Source organism: Candidatus Chloroploca sp. Khr17 (assembly GCF_004138165.1).
GTDB lineage: Bacteria > Chloroflexota > Chloroflexia > Chloroflexales > Chloroflexaceae > Chloroploca.
The window spans coordinates 14,452-36,871 of sequence record NZ_RYFF01000038.1; the positions used below are offsets into that span (position 1 = coordinate 14,452).

The 22,420-nt window shown below is 63.0% G+C and carries 10 protein-coding genes and 1 CRISPR repeat array; of the genes, 3 read left to right on the plus strand and 7 right to left on the minus strand.

Features of this window, described 5'->3' with window-relative positions; all coding sequences use genetic code 11:
- The first annotated feature begins 14 nt into the window (after positions 1–14).
- Both EKD05_RS18760 and EKD05_RS18765 read left to right on the plus strand, forming a co-directional pair.
- Entirely contained in the window at positions 15–1,181 is a 1,167-nt protein-coding gene (locus EKD05_RS18760) for a caspase family protein (protein ID WP_129675779.1), read from the plus strand.
- A gap of 20 nt (positions 1,182–1,201) precedes the next feature.
- Positions 1,202–2,599, plus strand: coding sequence for a hypothetical protein (locus EKD05_RS18765; RefSeq protein WP_129675782.1), 1,398 nt, complete (start codon positions 1,202–1,204; stop codon positions 2,597–2,599).
- 355 nt (positions 2,600–2,954) lie between these two features.
- Positions 2,955–9,201: direct repeats of the CRISPR family, unit length 37 nt; unit sequence GTCTCGACCCCCTGCTTTGCGGGGCGTTGGTCGTCAC.
- Positions 9,202–9,327: 126 nt separating this feature from the next.
- On the opposite strand, the gene cas6 is transcribed toward EKD05_RS18765, so the two are convergent.
- Positions 9,328–10,335: a CRISPR system precrRNA processing endoribonuclease RAMP protein Cas6 gene (gene cas6, locus EKD05_RS18770; RefSeq protein ID WP_240695850.1), complete on the minus strand. Its 1,008-nt coding sequence runs from the start codon at positions 10,333–10,335 to the stop codon at positions 9,328–9,330.
- 303 nt (positions 10,336–10,638) lie between these two features.
- On the opposite strand from cas6, the gene EKD05_RS18775 reads away from it, so the two are divergent.
- Positions 10,639–12,789 (plus strand): SAVED domain-containing protein, encoded by a 2,151-nt coding sequence (locus EKD05_RS18775; protein ID WP_129675788.1) that lies wholly within the window; start codon positions 10,639–10,641, stop codon positions 12,787–12,789.
- Positions 12,790–12,862: 73 nt separating this feature from the next.
- Here EKD05_RS18775 and EKD05_RS18780 read toward each other — a convergent pair whose 3' ends face one another.
- Genes EKD05_RS18780 through EKD05_RS18805 form a run of 6 tightly spaced genes read right to left on the minus strand, consistent with a single transcriptional unit; the run spans position 12,863 to position 21,427 of the window.
- Positions 12,863–14,890, minus strand: a complete 2,028-nt coding sequence (locus EKD05_RS18780) for a TIGR03986 family CRISPR-associated RAMP protein (protein WP_129675791.1) — start codon at positions 14,888–14,890, stop codon at positions 12,863–12,865.
- 16 nt (positions 14,891–14,906) lie between these two features.
- On the minus strand, positions 14,907–15,617 hold the full coding sequence (gene csx19 / locus EKD05_RS18785; RefSeq protein ID WP_129675794.1) for a CRISPR-associated protein Csx19: 711 nt from the start codon (positions 15,615–15,617) through the stop codon (positions 14,907–14,909).
- 3 nt (positions 15,618–15,620) lie between these two features.
- Positions 15,621–17,288 carry an RAMP superfamily CRISPR-associated protein gene (locus EKD05_RS18790; RefSeq protein ID WP_129675796.1) on the minus strand — a complete coding sequence of 556 codons (1,668 nt, stop codon included), beginning with the start codon at positions 17,286–17,288 and terminating at the stop codon, positions 15,621–15,623.
- Positions 17,281–18,981, minus strand: a complete 1,701-nt coding sequence (locus tag EKD05_RS18795; protein ID WP_129675799.1) for a hypothetical protein — start codon at positions 18,979–18,981, stop codon at positions 17,281–17,283. Before EKD05_RS18795 ends, EKD05_RS18790 begins: the two co-directional genes overlap by 8 nt.
- Positions 18,978–19,673 carry a hypothetical protein gene (locus EKD05_RS18800; protein WP_205703976.1) on the minus strand — a complete coding sequence of 232 codons (696 nt, stop codon included), beginning with the start codon at positions 19,671–19,673 and terminating at the stop codon, positions 18,978–18,980. The genes EKD05_RS18795 and EKD05_RS18800 overlap by 4 nt, the downstream gene beginning before the upstream one ends.
- Complete coding sequence (locus EKD05_RS18805; RefSeq protein WP_129675801.1) at positions 19,670–21,427, minus strand: hypothetical protein; 1,758 nt, start codon at positions 21,425–21,427, stop codon at positions 19,670–19,672. Before EKD05_RS18805 ends, EKD05_RS18800 begins: the two co-directional genes overlap by 4 nt.
- Positions 21,428–22,420 lie beyond the last annotated feature (993 nt).

Here is a 22,420-nt window from a genome sequence, read left to right on the forward strand (position 1 = left end):
GAGGAACCTTCGTTATGCCCCCACCAGCCCTCACGAACCCGCAACGCAATCACTTGATGAACCTGCTCTGTGCATGCGATGCCATTGCGGATCAGGGCACCCGCGAGCTGATTGTGCGTCAGTTGCGTGATGGTATTCGTCACAACATTACGCGTCATCCCGCGCTCAGGGCTGATGTCGCCAATATTGTGCAACGGTGCGTGCAGTATCAGGGGGGCCTCGAAGAGTTGGTACAGGCGATCTATGCATTTGAGAGTGACTCGATCCCGATGCAGACGTTGGTCACCTGGCTCCGCATCGAAGTGAAGCTCACTATCGATCTCCCTCTTCCTGCGCCAGCGCCAGTGGAACCGAGCGATCCCACGGCGTCGTCACCCGCCCCCCGCGGCAATCCCGCGCCGCAGCCGTCGGCACCGCGCCCGCCGCCTGGCCCGGTACGGCAGCGTTGGGCCTTGCTGGTGGGGATCAACGTGTACAATGAGCCAAGCTATGCCCCGCTGCGCTATTGCGTCAATGATGTGCGTGCCCTCGCAACGCAGCTGGCTGGCGGCGGTTATACGGTTGTCGCTCTGCACGATGAGCTTGACCCCAAGAGTCATCGCTTCCCCAGCCGTGAGAACGTGGAAGCAGAATTACGAAGCATCTGCGAAAGCGCCGCGCACGATGACTTCATCCTGGTCTTTTTTGCCTGTCACGGGCTGCTGCGCGACGGGCAACGCTGGCTGGCGTTGCAAAATACGCGGGCTCGTTCGCCCCACTCAGCCCTGGCCCTTGCTGAGGTCGAGGCGATGCTGCGCGCTAGCAAGGCAAACCGCTGCCTGCTGCTGCTGGATGCATGCCATGTCGGCATTGAGATCGGACGCAGCATGACCGACCCGGACTTTCTGCGCCATAGCTTTGAACTGGCCGAAGGTTTTGCCGTCCTAGCCGCCAGCACCTCGCAGCAGATCGCCCGGGAATGGCACGCTGTCAAGCATGGGGTCTTCAGTTACTACCTGCTTGATGGCCTGGAAGGCGCGGCGGATCGCGACCACAAAGGCTTTGTAACGGTGGACGACCTGAAGAATCATGTTATTGATGGACTGCGCCGCTGGAATGTGGAACAGGGCATGCCGCTTCAGGAACCTAATGCTCGCATTGAGGGCATTGGCGATATAATCGTCGTCGATCGGCGCTCGTGAGGTTCGACAAGGAGATCGTGATGCGCCAAACATGGCTGCTGCTCTTGCTTGGTCTAGGGGTGTGCTGGCTGCTCCTGGCTTCATCAGCGCAGGCCCAGGGTGGTCTGACGGCGACACCAACGCGCATCAGTGCGGCTGGCGTGACGGGCGAACGCCTGACGCGCACGACCGTGATCCGTGCCACCACGCCGATCACCGGGCTACAAGGGCTTGCCACGGATCTGATCAGCGACCAGGGCCAGGCCATTCCTGCACCACAGATCACCATCCAGACCTCGGCCACCCAGGTGGCGGCTGGCCAGGTGCTGACCGTCACAACAACCTTTGATCTGGAGCGCATTGCCAGCGGTGCATATCAGGGCGAACTACTGCTCACCTCTGCCAACGATGTCCTGAGTCTCCCCGTAACGGTGCAGGTCAAACACCCCTGGGGCTGGGCGCTCGCGGTGCTGCTGCTCGGCATTGCCGGCGGCGGCGTGCTTACCTATTATCGTCAGCAAGTGCGCCCGTACGACGACATCCTCATTCGTGCCGGGCGGCTGCGCAGCCAACTCCGCAACGATCCCGAACTCCTCCCGAGCTTTCGCCAGCAGATCGAGCGTCAATTAATTGATGTCGAAGCCGCCTTGCAAGGGGCCGACATCGAGCAGGCACGGAACTTCATCAGCAAAGCCGAAGCGATCTGGCAACGCTGGCGACGCGACCGCACCAACTGGCAAGCACAGGCGACCTTTATCGCCGAGCTGGAGCAGCGCATCGCCAGCGCAAGCATGCCAACCGACACCGCCTACATCCGCACCGTGCAGCAGCATCTCAAGGACGCCACCCGCGACGCCCCGCTGGGCACCCAGGAACCTGACGCGGTGGCAGGCCGGCTGAAGGAGCAGCAGGAAGCTGTCGCTGACTATCAAGCCATGTTTGAACAGATCGACAGCTTGCTGACCCAGAGCCGCCATGATCCCTCGCTCCAGCAACGTCTCCGCGCCCTAGAAACCCGTCTCTTCAATCTTGACCCGAGCGATGCCGCCAATCGCAGCTTGCTGCAAACCGAGCTCGCAAACCTGGCGACCGAGGTTATTCCACCAGCACCCGAACCCGACGCCACGGAGGCACCCTTTGTCCTTGGCGGCGGACGAGGCGTACAACCTGGTATCTTCACCATGCCAACGATGCCCTCGGTTGTCCCGGTCACCACCTCAGAAGCCCAGGTTCAGCACGCAAGCGGACGCCGCATAGGGGAACTCTGGCTCAGCTCAGGCTTTCTGCTCGTCCTCCTTGCGCTGGTAGGGCTCGGGCAACTCTACGGCAACAACGCCACCTTTGGGGCCAACCTCTGGACCGACTACGCCACCCTGCTCGCCTGGGGCTTTGGCATCGAAGCAAGCCGCTCGGCGATTACGGGGTTGGGCGGGAAGTAGCATTGCTGGCGAGGCAACTTCGCTGGTGACACTATGCGCCCCTGGATTGCTCCACCCCCCACCTGCGGGCGCATCTGGCGTAATCATAGATGTAGGGGCGCAGCAGCCTAGCTGATCCATTAGACGAATGTCCCACGGGATTGCTGCTACGCCCACAGGCCTTTGCCACCCAATGCCCCCCTGCGTGCGGGGCGTTGGGCGTCACCGCCAGAGGAACCCCCGCACGCACGTAGGGGCACCTTCATCGCGCACGAAACAACGACCGCCATCACCGGAACCCCCGCACGCACGGTAGGGGCACCCCTTGCGGGTGCCCGCACGGTAGGGGCACCCGCAAGGGGTGCCCCTACCGCCCGTCGCGCCCGCCGGCGTTGCGGGGCGTTGGGCGTCACGCTCTTCGCGCTGCTGCCCATCCTGGCCGACGGCGGTCTCGACCCCCTGCTTTGCGGGGCGTTGGTCGTCACCTTCGCTGTCAGCAACGACACCAATCTACAGACCATGTCTCGACCCCCTGCTTTGCGGGGCGTTGGTCGTCACTCGGCTTCTGGGGCGAGTGGAGTAACCATTCTCCTTGTCTCGACCCCCTGCTTTGCGGGGCGTTGGTCGTCACCAACCTCCCCCGGGAGCAGAACCTGAGGGGACTGAGGTCTCGACCCCCTGCTTTGCGGGGCGTTGGTCGTCACGTATATCTGCTGATGCGTACGGTAGATTACCATTGTCTCGACCCCCTGCTTTGCGGGGCGTTGGTCGTCACTAAGCGTCGCCGACGGGTTGGTGGTGAATTGGAAAAGTCTCGACCCCCTGCTTTGCGGGGCGTTGGTCGTCACTCGCCTCACCGTCCGGTGAGATTATTACCACCCGTGTCTCGACCCCCTGCTTTGCGGGGCGTTGGTCGTCACTAGCTAGCACGCCCAGAGCGGCACCGCCCCGTCGAGTCTCGACCCCCTGCTTTGCGGGGCGTTGGTCGTCACCAGATGAACCACATGGGCTATGGTATCAACCACTTTGTCTCGACCCCCTGCTTTGCGGGGCGTTGGTCGTCACCTTCGCTGGCTGTGAGTATCGCGACAATCTTCTCACGTCTCGACCCCCTGCTTTGCGGGGCGTTGGTCGTCACCACCTATACAAGAAAGTAGTCCTATTCATTCTTATGGTCTCGACCCCCTGCTTTGCGGGGCGTTGGTCGTCACTCGTAGCGCTGGCCGAACTCGCAGAGGGAGGCGTTTGGTCTCGACCCCCTGCTTTGCGGGGCGTTGGTCGTCACGATGTTCTGCGAAGACTGTGGGAAGTGGCATGATTGTCTCGACCCCCTGCTTTGCGGGGCGTTGGTCGTCACACGCGTCAGTCTCCTGGTGGAGGGCAGAGCGTTGAGTCTCGACCCCCTGCTTTGCGGGGCGTTGGTCGTCACCGGAACGTACGCGTTTCTCGCGAAGGATGGGATAAGTCTCGACCCCCTGCTTTGCGGGGCGTTGGTCGTCACAACCGCCCCCGCAGTCACCTCCACCAGGGGGTACTGCGTCTCGACCCCCTGCTTTGCGGGGCGTTGGTCGTCACTCGCCTATACCGTCTTTGTTTCTTTATCATGTTGTCTCGACCCCCTGCTTTGCGGGGCGTTGGTCGTCACAGGAGGAGAGCCTCTTCCCATCTTCCAGGACGCCGAGTCTCGACCCCCTGCTTTGCGGGGCGTTGGTCGTCACAGTTAAATGGTCGCCCGCATTCCCAGCTGCCGTCGGTGTCTCGACCCCCTGCTTTGCGGGGCGTTGGTCGTCACCCAGGACTATTTGAAGCTGTTCCAGAAAGTCTCCCCGTCTCGACCCCCTGCTTTGCGGGGCGTTGGTCGTCACCCTATCCGGAATCTCGGCGAGCTATCGAAAGTTAGTCTCGACCCCCTGCTTTGCGGGGCGTTGGTCGTCACATGATCAGCGTGCCCGTCTGGTCGAATGGCTGCGTGTCTCGACCCCCTGCTTTGCGGGGCGTTGGTCGTCACGACCATCCTGCTTGCGGCGGCGTGATGCCCGTCCAGGGTCTCGACCCCCTGCTTTGCGGGGCGTTGGTCGTCACAAAATTACCTGGATGCCCATGACCCGCCCGCGTTTTGTCTCGACCCCCTGCTTTGCGGGGCGTTGGTCGTCACGCTCCCGCTGAGCGTCGTCAGCAAGGTCGGGGTGGTGGTCTCGACCCCCTGCTTTGCGGGGCGTTGGTCGTCACTCGCCGCTCACCCCCGTTAACGCAACCTCGCTCCAGGGTCTCGACCCCCTGCTTTGCGGGGCGTTGGTCGTCACTACACCGCCGACCGTGCCATCCTTGGCCCACCACTGGTCTCGACCCCCTGCTTTGCGGGGCGTTGGTCGTCACGTGGGCCTCGACCTCGTGAACAACGGCCGCGCCCTGCGTCTCGACCCCCTGCTTTGCGGGGCGTTGGTCGTCACCTAAGACCACCAACACCCAGGGCGTGATTCTGCCGTGTCTCGACCCCCTGCTTTGCGGGGCGTTGGTCGTCACCGACGCCGACACCGCCGCCGACACCGACACCTTCAAGTCTCGACCCCCTGCTTTGCGGGGCGTTGGTCGTCACACCGACGGCAACGCGCAAGCGTACATCCGTCGCAAGTCTCGACCCCCTGCTTTGCGGGGCGTTGGTCGTCACGCAGTCGATTCTATCCCGCCCGCCGCCGCCGCTCGTGTCTCGACCCCCTGCTTTGCGGGGCGTTGGTCGTCACAAGGCGCACCTGCATCCGCAGGAGCGCCTTTCTTGGTGTCTCGACCCCCTGCTTTGCGGGGCGTTGGTCGTCACGAGCGGCAACTTCGCCCGTTGGGCCTCATACACTAGTCTCGACCCCCTGCTTTGCGGGGCGTTGGTCGTCACGGGGGAGCCGTGGCGGCAGGGGGCGGTCTACTTCCTGTCTCGACCCCCTGCTTTGCGGGGCGTTGGTCGTCACACATCATCAAGAAGGACGGCGCTATTCTCCAGAAGAGTCTCGACCCCCTGCTTTGCGGGGCGTTGGTCGTCACTGAGATGGACGCAAACTGTCCGGAGGAGATAAATTGTCTCGACCCCCTGCTTTGCGGGGCGTTGGTCGTCACCGTCAACACATATCATCGCTACCTCGAGCGCCGGGTGTCTCGACCCCCTGCTTTGCGGGGCGTTGGTCGTCACTCGCATGTTCGCGTTTTTCATGGCCCTGTTCGTTCTGTCTCGACCCCCTGCTTTGCGGGGCGTTGGTCGTCACTCCCCCAGTATCGAAAGGTAGAACCCACATGAATCGGTGTCTCGACCCCCTGCTTTGCGGGGCGTTGGTCGTCACTTTTGCAGTCTACTACGGCTGGAAGGCCGTGGTCTGTCTCGACCCCCTGCTTTGCGGGGCGTTGGTCGTCACTGCAACTGTGAGCGAGACGAAACAGGTCAAGACGGTGTCTCGACCCCCTGCTTTGCGGGGCGTTGGTCGTCACTCCAGCGGAACCGGGGAGTTCTGTTGGACGGGAACCGAGTCTCGACCCCCTGCTTTGCGGGGCGTTGGTCGTCACAAGGACACTGCCTTGGAGACGCAGAAGCAGGTCAAGGTCTCGACCCCCTGCTTTGCGGGGCGTTGGTCGTCACCTAGGACCCTTGTTCTACGTCATGATCAGTTGGTTGGTCTCGACCCCCTGCTTTGCGGGGCGTTGGTCGTCACGAGACCACCGCCGTCCCACCGACGGCGGAGATCGTGTCTCGACCCCCTGCTTTGCGGGGCGTTGGTCGTCACCTTGACGCTTGGAAGCGTGTTTGCCCCGTCAAGAAGGTCTCGACCCCCTGCTTTGCGGGGCGTTGGTCGTCACTGGAGCAGCTAGGCACGCCGCCATGATGTATAAAAACAGTCTCGACCCCCTGCTTTGCGGGGCGTTGGTCGTCACAAGATCGGCGGCGCGTTGGTCAAGGTACGCGGCCCAGGGTCTCGACCCCCTGCTTTGCGGGGCGTTGGTCGTCACCCTCGTCCAGTTCGTCATCTCGATGACCCGTCTTGAGTCTCGACCCCCTGCTTTGCGGGGCGTTGGTCGTCACACACGAGAGTTCCCCGTGGTGCGTCAAGGCCTCTTGGTCTCGACCCCCTGCTTTGCGGGGCGTTGGTCGTCACGCTCGTCAATGCTGTGGCCTGCGGCCAGGTAGTCGTGTCTCGACCCCCTGCTTTGCGGGGCGTTGGTCGTCACCCTCCCCCACCACCGACGGCAACGCCCGAACCGACGGGTCTCGACCCCCTGCTTTGCGGGGCGTTGGTCGTCACGGATCCCCACCAATGAGAACGGGCAGCCGCTCGAGTCTCGACCCCCTGCTTTGCGGGGCGTTGGTCGTCACCATCACCAACTTCACCACAACCAACCTCTCGTTCATGTCTCGACCCCCTGCTTTGCGGGGCGTTGGTCGTCACCGCCGACGGCCTCGCCGACGGCCTCGCCGACGGCCAGTCTCGACCCCCTGCTTTGCGGGGCGTTGGTCGTCACGGAATGGCAAAGTGGATTTACCTACCAGACAGAGGGTCGTCTCGACCCCCTGCTTTGCGGGGCGTTGGTCGTCACCAGTCACTGGTGATGGCATCATGATGTGCCGTTATGTCTCGACCCCCTGCTTTGCGGGGCGTTGGTCGTCACCCGCCCGCTGTGACGAGCACGCCCGAGCCGCCTGTTGGTCTCGACCCCCTGCTTTGCGGGGCGTTGGTCGTCACAACCGTGCTGGCCGACGTCGACGGACCACGCCAAGGTGTCTCGACCCCCTGCTTTGCGGGGCGTTGGTCGTCACCGTTCAGCACCACCGAGCAGCCCGTCACGAAGACGTGTCTCGACCCCCTGCTTTGCGGGGCGTTGGTCGTCACCCCCAACGACGTGGTGGGTGGAGGGTTACATAGACGTCTCGACCCCCTGCTTTGCGGGGCGTTGGTCGTCACCTGGCGACCCTGCTCGCCAGCGTCCTCCACGTCCCCGTCTCGACCCCCTGCTTTGCGGGGCGTTGGTCGTCACACACCGTAATATCGCCCTCCCCATCCCGCTGACGTGGTCTCGACCCCCTGCTTTGCGGGGCGTTGGTCGTCACAAGCAACCCACGAAAGAGAATAGCCACGGATTACCTTGTCTCGACCCCCTGCTTTGCGGGGCGTTGGTCGTCACACCATTGTGAACACGCAGTGGAGCCAGGCAGAGCTGCTGTCTCGACCCCCTGCTTTGCGGGGCGTTGGTCGTCACTGATCGACGGCTTCACCGGCGACCTGCGGTGGAACGGGTCTCGACCCCCTGCTTTGCGGGGCGTTGGTCGTCACACCATCATATCCGGATTCCGCCTGGCTTTCGCCTGGTCTCGACCCCCTGCTTTGCGGGGCGTTGGTCGTCACGCCTTGTTGTCAGCGGAAACCAGCCGGTGCTCTAGTCTCGACCCCCTGCTTTGCGGGGCGTTGGTCGTCACAAAAGATGGCTCCACTCAGTATCGCTATGCTTTCCGTGTCTCGACCCCCTGCTTTGCGGGGCGTTGGTCGTCACGCGTGCTGAATCGGCTGGAGGTGCCCTCGCAGGTTGAGTCTCGACCCCCTGCTTTGCGGGGCGTTGGTCGTCACGCCTCGCGGTTCCCCTGGCGCATGGCCCGCGCTAGGTCTCGACCCCCTGCTTTGCGGGGCGTTGGTCGTCACCCAGGGCGTGCCATCAACAAAGCCGTAGCGCAGCGCGTCTCGACCCCCTGCTTTGCGGGGCGTTGGTCGTCACATCATCTGTGCAAGCGCCAGCACCCAGTCCACCTTGTCTCGACCCCCTGCTTTGCGGGGCGTTGGTCGTCACCAGCACGTCCCACATGTGCGCTGGGAGTCGCTGCATGTGTCTCGACCCCCTGCTTTGCGGGGCGTTGGTCGTCACCTGAGCAAGGCGTATCAGGAGGTTTGGAATGGTTCAAAGTCTCGACCCCCTGCTTTGCGGGGCGTTGGTCGTCACCCGCGTGCTGAGCTACATCGAAATCGACCTTCCACAAGTCTCGACCCCCTGCTTTGCGGGGCGTTGGTCGTCACTGTAATCAACATCCGCATCCAGCGGTGAGAGACTTCGTCTCGACCCCCTGCTTTGCGGGGCGTTGGTCGTCACCTTGACCTGCACCCCAGAGAACCTCATATCGGTTCATCCGTCTCGACCCCCTGCTTTGCGGGGCGTTGGTCGTCACTAAGGAGTTACCTCATGAACCGCAAACCGCTCGTGTCTCGACCCCCTGCTTTGCGGGGCGTTGGTCGTCACCCCCGCACGCCGCCGCGCCTGCGGGACAACAGCCCACGGGTCTCGACCCCCTGCTTTGCGGGGCGTTGGTCGTCACACTGGGGCCGCACGGACATGTTCTATGACCCCGAAGTCTCGACCCCCTGCTTTGCGGGGCGTTGGTCGTCACGTGGACATCCCCCTGTACGTCAGCTCGCCGACCTCGTCTCGACCCCCTGCTTTGCGGGGCGTTGGTCGTCACTCGAGGTCTCGGTCGTCCAGCAATCGTCGGCGCCCAGTCTCGACCCCCTGCTTTGCGGGGCGTTGGTCGTCACCTACCAATGGAGGCCTCGGAACTGCTCCAGTCTATGTCTCGACCCCCTGCTTTGCGGGGCGTTGGTCGTCACTGGGTCGCATCCCGGCCATCTGGCGTTTATGGCGTTGGAGTGGATTTTACCGGGGTTGACCAACAGCTTACCTTTCTGTTGTCAATGTGCCAAATGGGTTGATTCTGTGGTTTACCCTGCGCTTGACTACATTTTAGCTGGTGGTTGGTGGTTGTGCAAGGGCAAGTCGCTGATTGCGCTGATGTCGATGACCCCGTTGCCAAAGACGCAGGCTTTGCCTATCTGGATGATGCTCGCTGCGACCAGCAGGGTGCGGAGGTCACGTGGTACGTCGTGCAAGATGACGCTGCCTACCAAGCCCCCCAGGTGCATGCGCTGCCGCCCGTGTCGCCCATCCGATTGACGCTCACGATCTTCCCAACGAACGTGTTCGCGCTCAAGCTTGATCACCCGGGCAGCCTCGGCGAGTTCGTGATGGTTCACGCCCCACGCGCCCCCGCCATGAAAGAGGGCGAGCGTGTCGAGCCGCCACGCGGTGGCACGTATGATAGCGGGGAGGTCGATGCGTTCCATCAGGTGCCCGCGACTCTTGATGCGCAAGGGACTCGCGATGGTCAATTGCAGCGTGTCTGGTAGTTCACTGGCCCGTGCGCTGATCGCTGGCCCGTCGATGGACGGCATGGTTGATGGTGTGATCAGACGCCCGTCTTGATAGATGACCGGGCCGGTTGGACGCCACGGTTCCAACGCTTCGACCCGTTCGAGACGCGCCGGGGTCCGGGCCGCACCAAGCCCGCGCTCACCCAGATGGGCAAACCCGAAGAGAAAAAAGGGGAGATAGTCAATCCCGCGCCCCAGCAGGGTAACCTGAAATTCCAGGGCTTCCCCGGCTCGATAGGTGGTTCGTTCATCGGTTCCTAGCCGTACGACAAACGGGCGCGGCACATCCTGCAAGTCGTGGAGTTCCGCCACTTCTGGTGGGTGCGGGGTCGCAAAGACCCATCGGTACGGGCAAATGATCGGGGCCTCGCACGCGTGCGCGTTGCCCCAACAGGCCGCCGGACACGTCGCCCGCTGAAAGGCGTAGCCAAATCCGCCACGCAAGAGGCTGCCTTTGAAGGCAGGGAGGCGCGCATCCCCCAGCAGGCGCATGGTCAACCGTAGACGCACCATCTCAAGTTGCGGGAGGATCACTCTTGGCTCCATCCGTTCTGCCGCTTCGCAAATGTTTTTGATATTATACACACTTGACGTTCGTTTGCGCAGGCGCTATCGTATGTCTATGAGAGCGCTTCTATCTTCGGCCGTCAACGGCTCGGTTGCTGGGAAGCAACGGCTATCTGCGTGGCCTGAGCAAGCGGGCGCAGTCCGGCTTGGCCCATCATCGCCGAGGCGCTGACACCGACGGTCTGGGCGTATATAGACGTGCTGATGCGCTGACGGCACGCACTAACAGGCGAAGCGCTCCCCGGTGCTGGGTATCTGCGGAGGTCTGCCATGACCAGAACACATGCGTTTGATGCGGTCTATCGTCTTGCTAGTCATACCTATGGCTCGCACCATTTTGGCACTGCATTTGGGTGCTATGCTGATGCTGACGGCCTCTATCTGCTCACCTCGGCTCAGATCGTAGCTACGCTGGGTGGCCCAGATGCGTTGCGGATTGGCGATCAGCACCCCGAGGTGATCGCGCTGTCTTCACGCAGTGTGCGCGATCTTGCCGTTCTGCGCCTGAAGCTTCCAGCCACGCAGGCGATCTTGCCGCTGGCCCCAGATCCGTTGGTGGCTGCGCACGGGCTTGCGGTTGAGATTCCTGGCTATGCCGTGCTCAATCCATCAACGTGTCTGCGCAGCAAGCTTGCGGCCCGGTTGCACGATGAGGCGACGCTGGAGGCGCTGCATGATCACGACCGGGTGCGCGTGTGGCGTGTCCAGCTTGACCAGGCACCATTCACCTCAAGCCTTGTGGGTGCTCCGGTCATTGATGCAGCCCGTGGGTATGTGATCGGTATGGTGATCCAGGCGCACGATACGGGTCAGGCTCTGGCGATCAAGCTTGATGAGCTTCGCCATGTCTGGAGCGACGCTCCCGCGCTGCTCTGGCAGCAGCCACCGCTTGCGTTGCGTGGTGATGAGCTCGGGTCGCCCCATGCTGAAGCTCGCTCAAGCGAACGACTCGCCCAGGCTGCCCACGCCCTCGAACAGCAAGCGCGTGACCTCACTCCGCCAGACACGCATGATCAGTTGGCGCACCTGACCCGGTTGCTCCTGGCTGAGATCAGCCGGAAGGCCCACCCCGAGCCCCCCTCGTACCTGGGCATTTCGCCTGACCTGGCCGAAGTTATCCAGTTGTTAGCAGGCAAAACGCTCGCCACTGCCGAGGCCTCCCTGAACTTTGGTCGTGACAATCAGTATGGTGAGGTGACCGTTGGGGATATCGCGGGGCGCGATCTGATCAAGTTTTATCTGACGATGCATGAGGCCCCTTCACCCCAAGCGACCCCGCCGCCAACACCGCTCGCCGTCCCCGTCCAGGTCTATCTGAGCAGCGAGGCCCCGCAGAGTCCGCACCTCCAGACGCTCAGGCATCACCTGGCCCTCCGTGGTGTGATGGTCTGGCCCGACGAACAGGGCACGATCCTCAACGCGACCGCGCACCGAGCACACCTGGCGGCCAGCGTCGCTGCGTTGCTGCATCTGGATCAGGCCCGCCTGGACGATGAGGCGCTTGCTGACGAAGGTGCGCGGCTGCGTGAACGCCACACGCACGATGCCGTCTTTCCCATTGGCGTCGTGCTTGATGGCATCAATCAGGCCGCCGTCAGAAAGACCGGGCTACGTCTGCATGATTATTGCCAGTTTATGCAGCCATATCCATCGGAGACCGGCCCTACGCTGCCGCAGAAGATCCTCAAGGCGGCGATGCAGGCCTACCCAGAGCGGTTTGCGCACCAAGAGACCATTGAGCTCAGTCTGTTTACCTTTCCCGCAAGCGGCACTGGTCGGCACGCACCCTTGCAACTCAACTGGCAAGCCGCTTTTCAGCCGTTTCCTTCCGAAGCAGCGTGGCGCGATCAATTGCTGCCCGCCCTCAACGATCTCCGTGAGTGTCTGGGCGAGGCAGGGATCCGGGCCATCAAATGCTATCCGCAGGCCCGGCTTTCGGCAATGGTCGCGTTTGGCTACATCTTCCGCGAGCCGACGAAGATCAAGCTCTGGATCAATCAGCATGATGAGTGGTGGCCAACCCAGACCTACACCACCCAGCATGGCCCGGCGCTCATCACCACGCAGGCCGGTGATCCCGCAGGGCGCGATCTCACCATCGAGGTTTCGGTCAATGCCGATGTCACCAACGATGTGAGCGCCTACCTGAAACAAGCGCCGCTGCCCCTTGCCTGCCGTGTCAGCCTCAAGCTCCCGCCGGGCACCCAACTCGACAGCGACGCGGCCCACGCAATCGCCTGCCAGGTACGCGCCGCGATCCACCAGTACCGCCCGGTCAATGGCACGACCCATCTTTTCGGGGCGATGCCGGCTGGCCTGGCCGCGCTGATTGGTTGGCACCTGAATGCCCGCGAGCCGGTGCAATGCTACGAACTCGAGCGAGGCGTAGGCTATCGCAAGGCATGTCTGCTGACGGGGTGAGTCGTACGTCGTGGTTCCGGGCGGGCAAGCCCGCCCGGAACCACGACGTACCACACCTTCTCCTTGGAAGCATTTAGCACGGACGGGGCAGCACCCGTCGTTCTTTGTATTCGTTCTCGTCATCGCCAAGACGGGGCGTCTCTGTGCGCTCGATTTCCATATAGCGCGTCTGGCGCGCGACGTCCTGTGGGCCAGGCCAGGCGAGCAGGGCGAGCAAGCACTGCATGCGCAACGTATCTTTGAGCAGGCCACTGGCTGGACGTTGCTCACCGCTCTGGCTGAGCACATAGTCATTAAAGGCCGTGAGGCACCGCTCCTGAAGCCTGGTGATCACGCGCTCAGCTTTGACACCCGTCTCCCACGCCAGCCCCGTTGCTTCATGCGCAAAGAGGTGCTGATAGCGATCGGTGGGTTCATGTAGTTGCAGCACAGAGGCCAGGCTGATCGCCCCTAGCCCCAGCGGTTTGCCCATGCCCAGCTTGAGCCGGTACTGCTTGCCGTGAAAGCCCTTTTCGTGCGCGAGGTGCAAAACCCAGAGCACGGCCCCGAGTTCGACATCCGTCAGATTCTCGATATGGATCGTGAAGGTAAAGCGGGTTCCTGGCTTGACCGGGCGGATGAGGGTTTTCTGGGTATCTGACGTTGCCTCGTCTTCCGCCGCAGACATCTGCCAGGCAGGTTGCTGGCCCTTGTGCCAATAGAGCTTATGCCCTCGCACGACGGTCTCTTCGCCCGGCGCACTGGCATAATGGCGCAACGCCTGCTTGCGGGCATCGGGTTGCACCAGATAATGCTGGAAGGTGGTCGGCTTGGGACTCGCCAGCACATGGGGCATAGCGGCCTCGGCAAACACATCGTGCTGGCCGGGTTCCAGCAGGGCATCACGCACAAAGATCCGTCCGGCGCGCACCTGCACCTCATCCTGGCGCTTGGTTTCACGCACAAACCCAAAGATCGCCTCGGCCAGATCGCAATCCTCGGCACGTCGCAGCGCGGCTGGCACAAAATCACGTGGAGTCGCCGCACGGTCAAAACCCGGCGGGCGGTACGGGAGGCGAAAGTTGGGATTGTGACCAAAATAGATGACCCGACTCCCTCCAGGTGGCTCACAATAAAAGATGGGCCGTTCGACGATCAGTGCGCCCCATTCCGGATCGAACGGTGGATCTTTTTGAAAGGTGGTGAGACCCGTGCGATAGTCAGCAATGGCCTGTGGGTCGATCTCGAGGCGCTTGTTGGTCGTCGCCACCGGCACAATCACATGAGCTTTGCGGGGCGAGGCTGATGTTCTGCCCGCGTCGTCGGCTGTTTCAAGCATATTGCCGCCTGAGACTAGCACCCCATCCTGTCCGCCACGCATGCTCCCTCGCGAACCAAGCTGAACGATCATGATCCCATTTTCGCCTGGTTTGATCGTAAAGCTACACGGAATATATTGCGGTTGGAAGCCAGGATCATCAAACCGTTTGAAGCCAGGCAGGTTCGGAATAAGGGCCTCGCCCGTCTGTAAATGATATTCTTTGATTTTGATGAACGATCTGCCGTTGAGTGGTTGCACGGGACGGATGTACCACTGCGAGCCGTCTCGTTCGACATAGCCTGCCCGTACCTTCTTGCCAAGCTTGCCCATGATCGCATCGTACTTTGAGCCAAGCGGATCATCACCTGGTGCGGCGACCGCACGAAAGAAGTAGCGAGGCTTATCCGTCACCCGTTCCATCTTGCCATAGCCCGCGATTTCGACCAGGCTCCGCAACATCCCCCGCAGGCTACTGCCAGGAATCACCGGCTGCTCGGCCTGCCCGAGGTTGAAAAAGGCCGCACGCTGCTGCCGTTCTTCCGGCGACAACTGCTCAAAGCCTTTTTTTGCCAGTTCAGCATAGGCGTCGGGGGTAAAACCACACCGCACATAGAGCGGCGACTCCGTGGTCAGCGTACACGTGATCGTGCCCGTATGGCGCTCAGTGTGATAGACATCGTGCCGCTCGGGGGCTTCGGCAGGCACAATCTTTGCCGGCAGGGGCACGAAGTTGTAGGGTGCAATGGCGGTGCGCGGGGGTGCGATCTCCGCTGCCTGTGGCGGCCATGGGGATTTTGTCATCGGGGTTTCCTTCTTCCTAGTCGGCCTCGACCACTGCTGCCAGCCGACTGGCGCTGATCTGGTACATGCCGGTGTCGTTGTCTTGCCCAAGATAGTGCCGTACCCACAGCTTGGCGCGCGCTGTTTCGGTTGGTGCCCGCGTCAGCGGCGGGGCATGCACGATGCCCTGCGTGCCTTCGACGAGGGTGATGAAGCCATCATGGGTGTCGCTGCCCCACCCCCAGAGCCAGTGCCTTTCGTCGAGGCACCACGTCTGCGCGTCGGTCGCGTCGGTCGCGTCCGTCACCGGGGCATCAAGCCAGAGGCGGGCCTGCAAACCGCATTGACTGGTAATGGTGGTGCCTGGCTTGCCCGGGCCACGCCAGAGGAAGAGTTCGCCATGTTCGCTGAAGAGCCGACACTGCTGCAGGCTGGTCGGGTCAAGCCGCAACGCGGCCTGGGCGCGTGCCGGGCATGCGAGATGCAACTGGGGTGCGGGCGCTTGCCTGGGCGCAAAGAGTCTCTTCAACAAGCCTGGTGCCGCAGCAGGGGTGGGTTGCCGTACTTCACCCCAGATGACGCCATCATCATCGTGGGCCAGCAGCCAGCGTAGGTTGTGCGTGATCGCCTGTTGAACGAGCCATGGGGTCAGGTTATGCGCTGGCACCACCGGGTAGGTGGTGGGCAGACGGCGGATTTGACCGAGCGGGCGGTGGTAGGCTGGTTGGGTTGGTGCGACCTGGGTCATTTTTTATGCCTCCAGATAGGTGCGCAACGCGTTGACATAGGTTTCGAGACCCTCGTGTGCCTTCTTTTTGCCATGGCCTGCAACCTGTTCGAGCTTCAGCCCGGTTAGTCGTGCCGCAGGCTCGGCCCCGATCGCGGTGAGTTCCCAGATGCGCCCATCGTCGGCAGTGAGCGTCGCAGCGCGTCCAGCGAGCCGCCCGCGCCCGATGCTGCTGGTGCCTCCCAGCGGAAGGTCGCTGGTCCAGAGGTCTTTGAGCAACAAGAGCAGCAGCCCGATCTGGGCGTGCTGCGCCTGGTGCTGGGCCTGTTGCCTGGCCGCACTCCCCTGCAACGCATCCAGGCGGAGCGTCAACCGCAGGGCGATATCCCCACCAACGTGGGGTGCCTCGGCAAAGAGCGCCGTATCATAGGCGCCACCGGTGAAGCGGTCAATGGCAACCCGGTTTTGCACCAGGAACGCCCCCTTGGTGATCGGCGTCTCTTCGACGATCAGGCGACTCGCCGTGGGTTGGGGTGGCTCGGTGACCCCTTTGGGGCGCTCGCGGTGCATGTCGTTGCCAAACATAGCGTCGAGCAAGGCGTTTGCCTGCGCAGACGGCGGCCAGTGCAGGGTATGGACGATGCGCGTGGCGCGGGCGCGCAGCACCCCGGCCAGGCTGGTGCCAGGGATGACCGGAGCCTCGTGCTGCGGGCGCGGATCATCAGGACGATACGAGCGCAGGTGCGCCACATCGGGCTGCTCGGCATCGGGCTGCTCGCCTGTCAGGGCCAAGGGATCAGTCGTGCGAATCAGGATCGGGCTGGCGAGATCGAAGGTCGCGTGGATCTGGAAACGGCGGCGTGCGTCGGGCAGCGGGGCCGATGGCAGCGCGGCCTCGGGGCCAAAGATCGCATTGGCACCGCCGTGCCAACGGGCAGTTGGCGGCACGCCCCAAGGTGCATGGCTGGCGGTTCCCGAGGCCACCTGGCCCGGTGGATCGCGCAGGTCGTAGGCGTTCGCCGTGACCCAGGCCACCAGGCCCGATGGATCGTGCAGGTCGTAGAACGTGTAACGCCACTGCGCCACCCGACACCGTCCGAAGCCACGTGAACGACGGGCACCGAGGGCGATCGCCCCGGCGTCGTGTGGGGCATCAGCCATCAAGCCTTGCAAGGCCAGCGCGAGCGCCTGCCGCAACCGACGCGCTGGTTCTTCGGCTGCCGGCAAGAGTAATTCCAGGCGCAGCGGAAAGCACGTCCCAGCCGGCAAGAGTTCGAGGTCATACTTCTTTTTCTCATCCGCCGTGCGCGTCGCACCGTCAATCTTCACCCCGTCCCGCACCTCGAAGAGCCGAGTGGATGGCAGCGACCCGTAGGCATCATCAACGATCAACGGGCTCTGTTCGCCCTGATCATCGCCTTTGAGACTGCCAAAGAGCTGCACGGCCAGGGTTGTGGGATCGCGTTCAGCAAGCCCATAACCACGCTCATAGCTGGCAAGGTAGCCACGCAACGCCCCGGCAAGCGACGTGCCGGTCAACAGGGGCTGCTGATCAACCGGGTCAAGCAGCAACGGCATGGCCGTGATGCTCTCGGCGTCGCCGTTGCCGAGGTGGGCTGGCGTCACCAAAACCAGATCGCCCTCAACAACCAGGCGGGCCGCAATCGCTCGTGACCTGAATGCGTCAGCCATGTGTCACCTCCGTAGGCGTGGTGCGCAGCGTCTTGCGACGCTGGACTGGGGCGACCAGCACGGCCGCCAGGAGCCGCAGCGTCGCGGCACGCGCCTGGGCCTCGGTCGGTTCGACCGAGACGGCGGCAACCGCGATCTGCTTCACCGCACCCAACTCCGGCCAGACTCGTGCTGGCTCCTGCAACAGACGCTCAATCCACGCGGCCAGCGTCTCGGTGCGGTGCGCCAGGTGCGCACGTTCATAGCCAGTGCGGGCGAAGGGACGGAAGCCCGCAAATTCACGGGCGACCATGGCGGTATCACCGGTCGCCTGGGCCCGACGCACCAGCACCCGTAGGCGGGCCAACTGGCTATTGCTGGGCAGCAGCCCGGGTGCATCCGTCTCGGCGTCAATGCTCGGCCAGACATGGCGCTGCACAAAGGCAATGATGGCCTGGTCAACCTCGCGCTCAAAGAGGCGGCGGGTCATCGTTGCGGCCAGGGCCTGGTCAGTCGGGGGCAGGTTGAGCGTGGCGCCCTGCCCGGTCTCAGGCGCGGCAGATTGCGCCGGGCTGCGCTTGCCCTCAACTTCCACGGCCTGATAGGTCGGCGCATCCAACCAGTTAAACACAAGCCGCCCATACCCCTCGCTGCGCCGCTCGCCAATCCCCGCCCATTCCAGGGCGGCCCGATCGAGCGTCCCGGCCTCGAGGGTAAAGCCAATCACACTGCCAGCGGCCAGCGCTCGCTCCTGGTTCACCGGCAACTGCCAGGTACGATTAAAGCCGCCAACCATCGTGGTGTGCAGCACCGTACGCGCGGGATCAAGGCGGACCTCGGCACCAAGATAGGCCGCAAGCGTCGCATCATCAAGGAGCTCGACCAGATTGCCCTCGGCATCACGCAGCAGCGTATCGCTCAGCAGGGTCAGGGTCTGCTGCCGCGCAGGTGGCTGCGGCAGCGCGGGCGTTTCGGACCAGTCGTTCTTCACGCCTTCCACCTGAAGGCGCACCTTGCCATAGGTTGCACTGCGCGAGCGCCCGAGCCAGGCCGTGTCGGACGAGGCGAGCAACTGCGCGATCGCCTGTGCATCAGCCGCCGCATCGCACACCACCACCCCCGCGAACCACTGGCCCGCCTCCAGGGCTTCGTAGCGAAAGACGGTGCCAGCGGGGGTCTCGGTCGCGTCCATTTCCTTGCGCTCGATCCAGGCGCGTCCTTTGACCCGGTCGCGTTGCACGTGGATCGCCAGCGTACGTTCGGGTTCCAGCAGCAGGAGTTCATCCGCTGCCAGGGCACAGAATGGCCGTTTCACGGGTATCCAGCGCCCTTCGCGGCGGGCCACAGACGCGCCAGGCTTTGCGGGGGCTGTCGCTTCCGTGGGCCGGGCGCTCGCAAGCGTGACGACAAAGCGCGGCCCCGTCTCATCTTTGGCCTGCTGCAGCGCACGGGGTGTCGGGAGTGTCCGCACACCAGCGCGCGTCATCGGATAGGCGTGCAGATAGCGCACCGCCCCACTCAGAAAGAGGCGCTGAAAGGTCGCATCACCCGCACCACTGGCTTGCCGCTGACGTTGCAGATAGCGCTGCACAAACAGACCCCGCAGCGTACTGCCAGGAAGATAGGCGTAGGTCACCATGCTATTCGGATCGCCCACCAGACTGGTCACCAGCACTGGCTGCTCCAGGTAGAGATGGTAGATCAGCGCGTTCATGAGTACCCCTCCAGTGCGACCCCAAGCTTGTGGGCAAAATGCGCCACCTGCGTTTTGGTAAACGTCGCATCAGTATAAGCCGCAGGAAGGTCTGCGTGCAGCAACATCTGCAACCGCCCGCGCCCGCGATTGCGCCCGGTACCGCCACGCCGCACCGCCAGCACACAGGCCGCCAGCAGGGCCAGCGCATCGGCATCGGGCGGCGTCGCACAGTCGAGGCGCGCAATCAACGGCGTATCCCGCAGCAGCACGCGCATCGTGCGCAACGAACCCTGCTCAGGTGCGCCCGTCGCCGCATTGACCGCCGTCTGGCGTCGCAGGCTCGTCAGCGCATCAAGCACATCCTCACGACGCATCTCGCCCGCGCGAACCTGCGCGTGCAGCGCTGCCCGCAACGCAGGGGGCAGCAGTGCGGGGCCAATATGCACCTGGGCGGTGCCTGTCGTCGTCGCCCCACTGACCCCAAACAACCAGGTCGAGGCGGCAGTCCACGGCTGCCAGCGCTCCTCACCCAGCGCAAACCGCAGGTTGACCGCCTCTTCAAGCAGCAACCCTTTCAACGCCCGCCCGCCAAGCAACGGACAGCCGGCCTCATCGTGATCGATCTCACGATCAACCAGACCGGGCACCCCATCGCCCCGGCCAAACGTCGCCTCGCTCGCCAGCGCGATGCTCAGATAATAGACCGTCATGAAGCAGCCTCCGTCGGTGACAACGAGCGCAACGTCAGCGGGAGATAACAATCGAGCGCCTCGACCGCATCAAAATAGGCACAGTGCCCAGGCTGGGGCGAGGCAGGATCCGTTGCCTCCCCATCGTCTGTAATCCACCCGGTCATCCGATAGCCATCCTGGGGTACCGCCTCGAGCGGCGGCAGCGGGCCAAGGCCATACATCACCCGGAAGCGCTCGGTCGCCTGCGCCCCCTTGCGCAGCGCCTCACGGAGCGCGACCACCTTATTCCGCCGGTCGCGCCACTGCTCATCGTAGAGCAGCGTCTGCAGCGTCTGGTCAACATTCGCCCAGGTACGCCAGCCCGTGCCGTCCAACCGCACCGGACGAAGCTCGAGGTGACCTTGCGGCACCCGATAATACCGCGCACGCAGATCGTCCAGATCCGCCATGATGCCCGTCGTCGCAAGATACCAATCGAGCGCCGTCCCCTCACCTGAAGCAGAGGTCTCGCGCACCAGGTGTTTGGCACGCTTGCACAACGCATCACAGAGCTCATACGCCCGCGCGAAGGGATAGTGGGTCTTGACGATGGCGACCCCCGCACAGGCAAAGGCCGGCTTGCCATCAGCCAGGTGCCGCGCCTCGTGGGCAAACTGCGTCAGATACGTCGCCGCCAGCGTCAACCCGAGGCGTCCATCGCACACAAAGGTAACATCATCGCCGCCAAAGACCAGCGGACGAAACGGCAGATAAAACGTACGTTGGCCGTCTTGCCGAGTCGTGGTCAACCCCTCGCAAAACGCCTTGAAATGCGGTTGCCGGAACGCCTCCAGCATCAACCGCACCGTCGTCCGGAGGGCCCGCGCCCCGGCGTCATTCAGCGACTGTGACAGCGCACGCAACTGATTGAGGCATGTGCGGTTCTGGTGCGGCTGGGCATACTGATCCATAAGCGCCTTGAAGCGCAGGCCCATCCCATTCGCATCCGCGTGGACAACCGCAAGATAGCTGAGATCGCCGTGCGAGCGGCCAAGATCATCAACATCACGGCTCAACGCATAGGTCGCCTCAATCTCCTGCAAGACAGCAGGATCATCACCGGCCGCCTCACGCAGCAACGTGCGCAGCCGATCGTCAGCCTCATCACGGCGCACCCGATTGACCTTCGCCGCAACAGCGGCACTGACCGGACGGGTTGGTTCTTCAGGATCGCTCGCAACGGCAGGCAAGCCCGTTGAGCGACACGTCTGCACCACACTCTGCGCAAGCAAACCCAGCGAACTGCGCTGGCGCTGCTTGGCACGCGCCAGTTGCTGCATCAGACGCGCATAGACTCCCTCGTCGCCCCCAATCGCCTGCACGCGTTGCGGCAACGACGCGTCCGCTGATAGCGTTGCCGTGGCCTCATCGCGAAACAGAAACTCCTCGTGAGCCGCAACCAGATGGAGCCCCGGCGCACGCGCAAGCAGCAACAAACTCAGCCGGCCAACCGTCGCTTGAGCCACCTCAAGCGAACGAAAGAGCAGCACCACATTGCCGCCCCCGCGATAGATCAACTCGGCCTGGCGCGACGCCTCATCTTCGAGGTGCCACCCCGCACGAACCGCATGCAGCGCATCCAGGTTATGCGGGTGGGGCAAGACCTCCGCAACCCAGTCATGGGTCGCCAATTCCACCAGATGCGACGCAACGACATTTTCCCGTAAGCGATTACTCCCAAAAATATAATCCTGAATACCGGTTGTATCAAGGATCGTCAGAACCGCCTGCATACCGATCCTTCCTACCTGCCCCCAAACGCATGGGGAGCCACCCCAACAAGCGCCAGGGAGCCACGACATACCGCCCAAGAAAGGAGTGACGCGAAGATGCTCAAGCGTAGCGACGAAGATAGGGATAGTATAACATGCTTATCCACACAGAGAAGGTGCATCAAGATGACAATGTATTGATAGCGTGTCCTCCTGAAGCGTTTGATGATTTCTTCAGAAGCATACACGATGGGCGATCACGTTGACGTAGCCGTAGCCCTTTGCGCTTCGGCCCTTGCGCTGCTCGCATACGAGCATACACAAAGAGGAGCGTATGTTGCGTATCCACGGTCTTCTTCCTGGAACTCATTGCCCGTTCATCGCAATCACGGTGATCCGCTGCTCAGCGCATCGCTATGGCAGTGTCCCTGCGTGCGCTGGAGGCGTTGATGTTGCCGTGATCCCAATTGTGGCATTGAGCAAGCCGCATCGGCAGGACTGCCAGGGCGCATTGGAACGCCATGTGCGGCCATCGGCAAGCCAACATCGGCAAGCTGAAATGGTCTCACCCATCCCGGCGCGGTTGATCAGGATCACGGGCGTCATATTATGCAGTGGTCGTCTCCTCAGTGCGATGAAGTGGTCGAACCCGTGCAGCCAGGGGTGCGCAGCCCCACGCAATACGGTGATTCACGGGGAGCGATGCAGTGCTGCGCTGGGATCTGGGCAAGCGCGGCGAAGCGCACAGACACGCTCAGCCCGCCCTTGCGCATCAGTGCTCGCGGCCAGACGCTCGTTGTGCTATCCTATGAGCAAGGCAAGGAAGAGTCCACCTCCGCTCAAACCGTTGCGCCTTTGCGTCAAAACAACCGCCGTATGTGCAAGGTATTGTGTCGAGGCCTCGGACACCTTGGGGTGTATCGCCTCGCACGTCTGCTCTCGCAACTCGTTGGGGAGAAATCCGATGGCCTCCCCGTGCGCTTGCTGGTGCGCTGGCTTCTCAGGTGACCATGG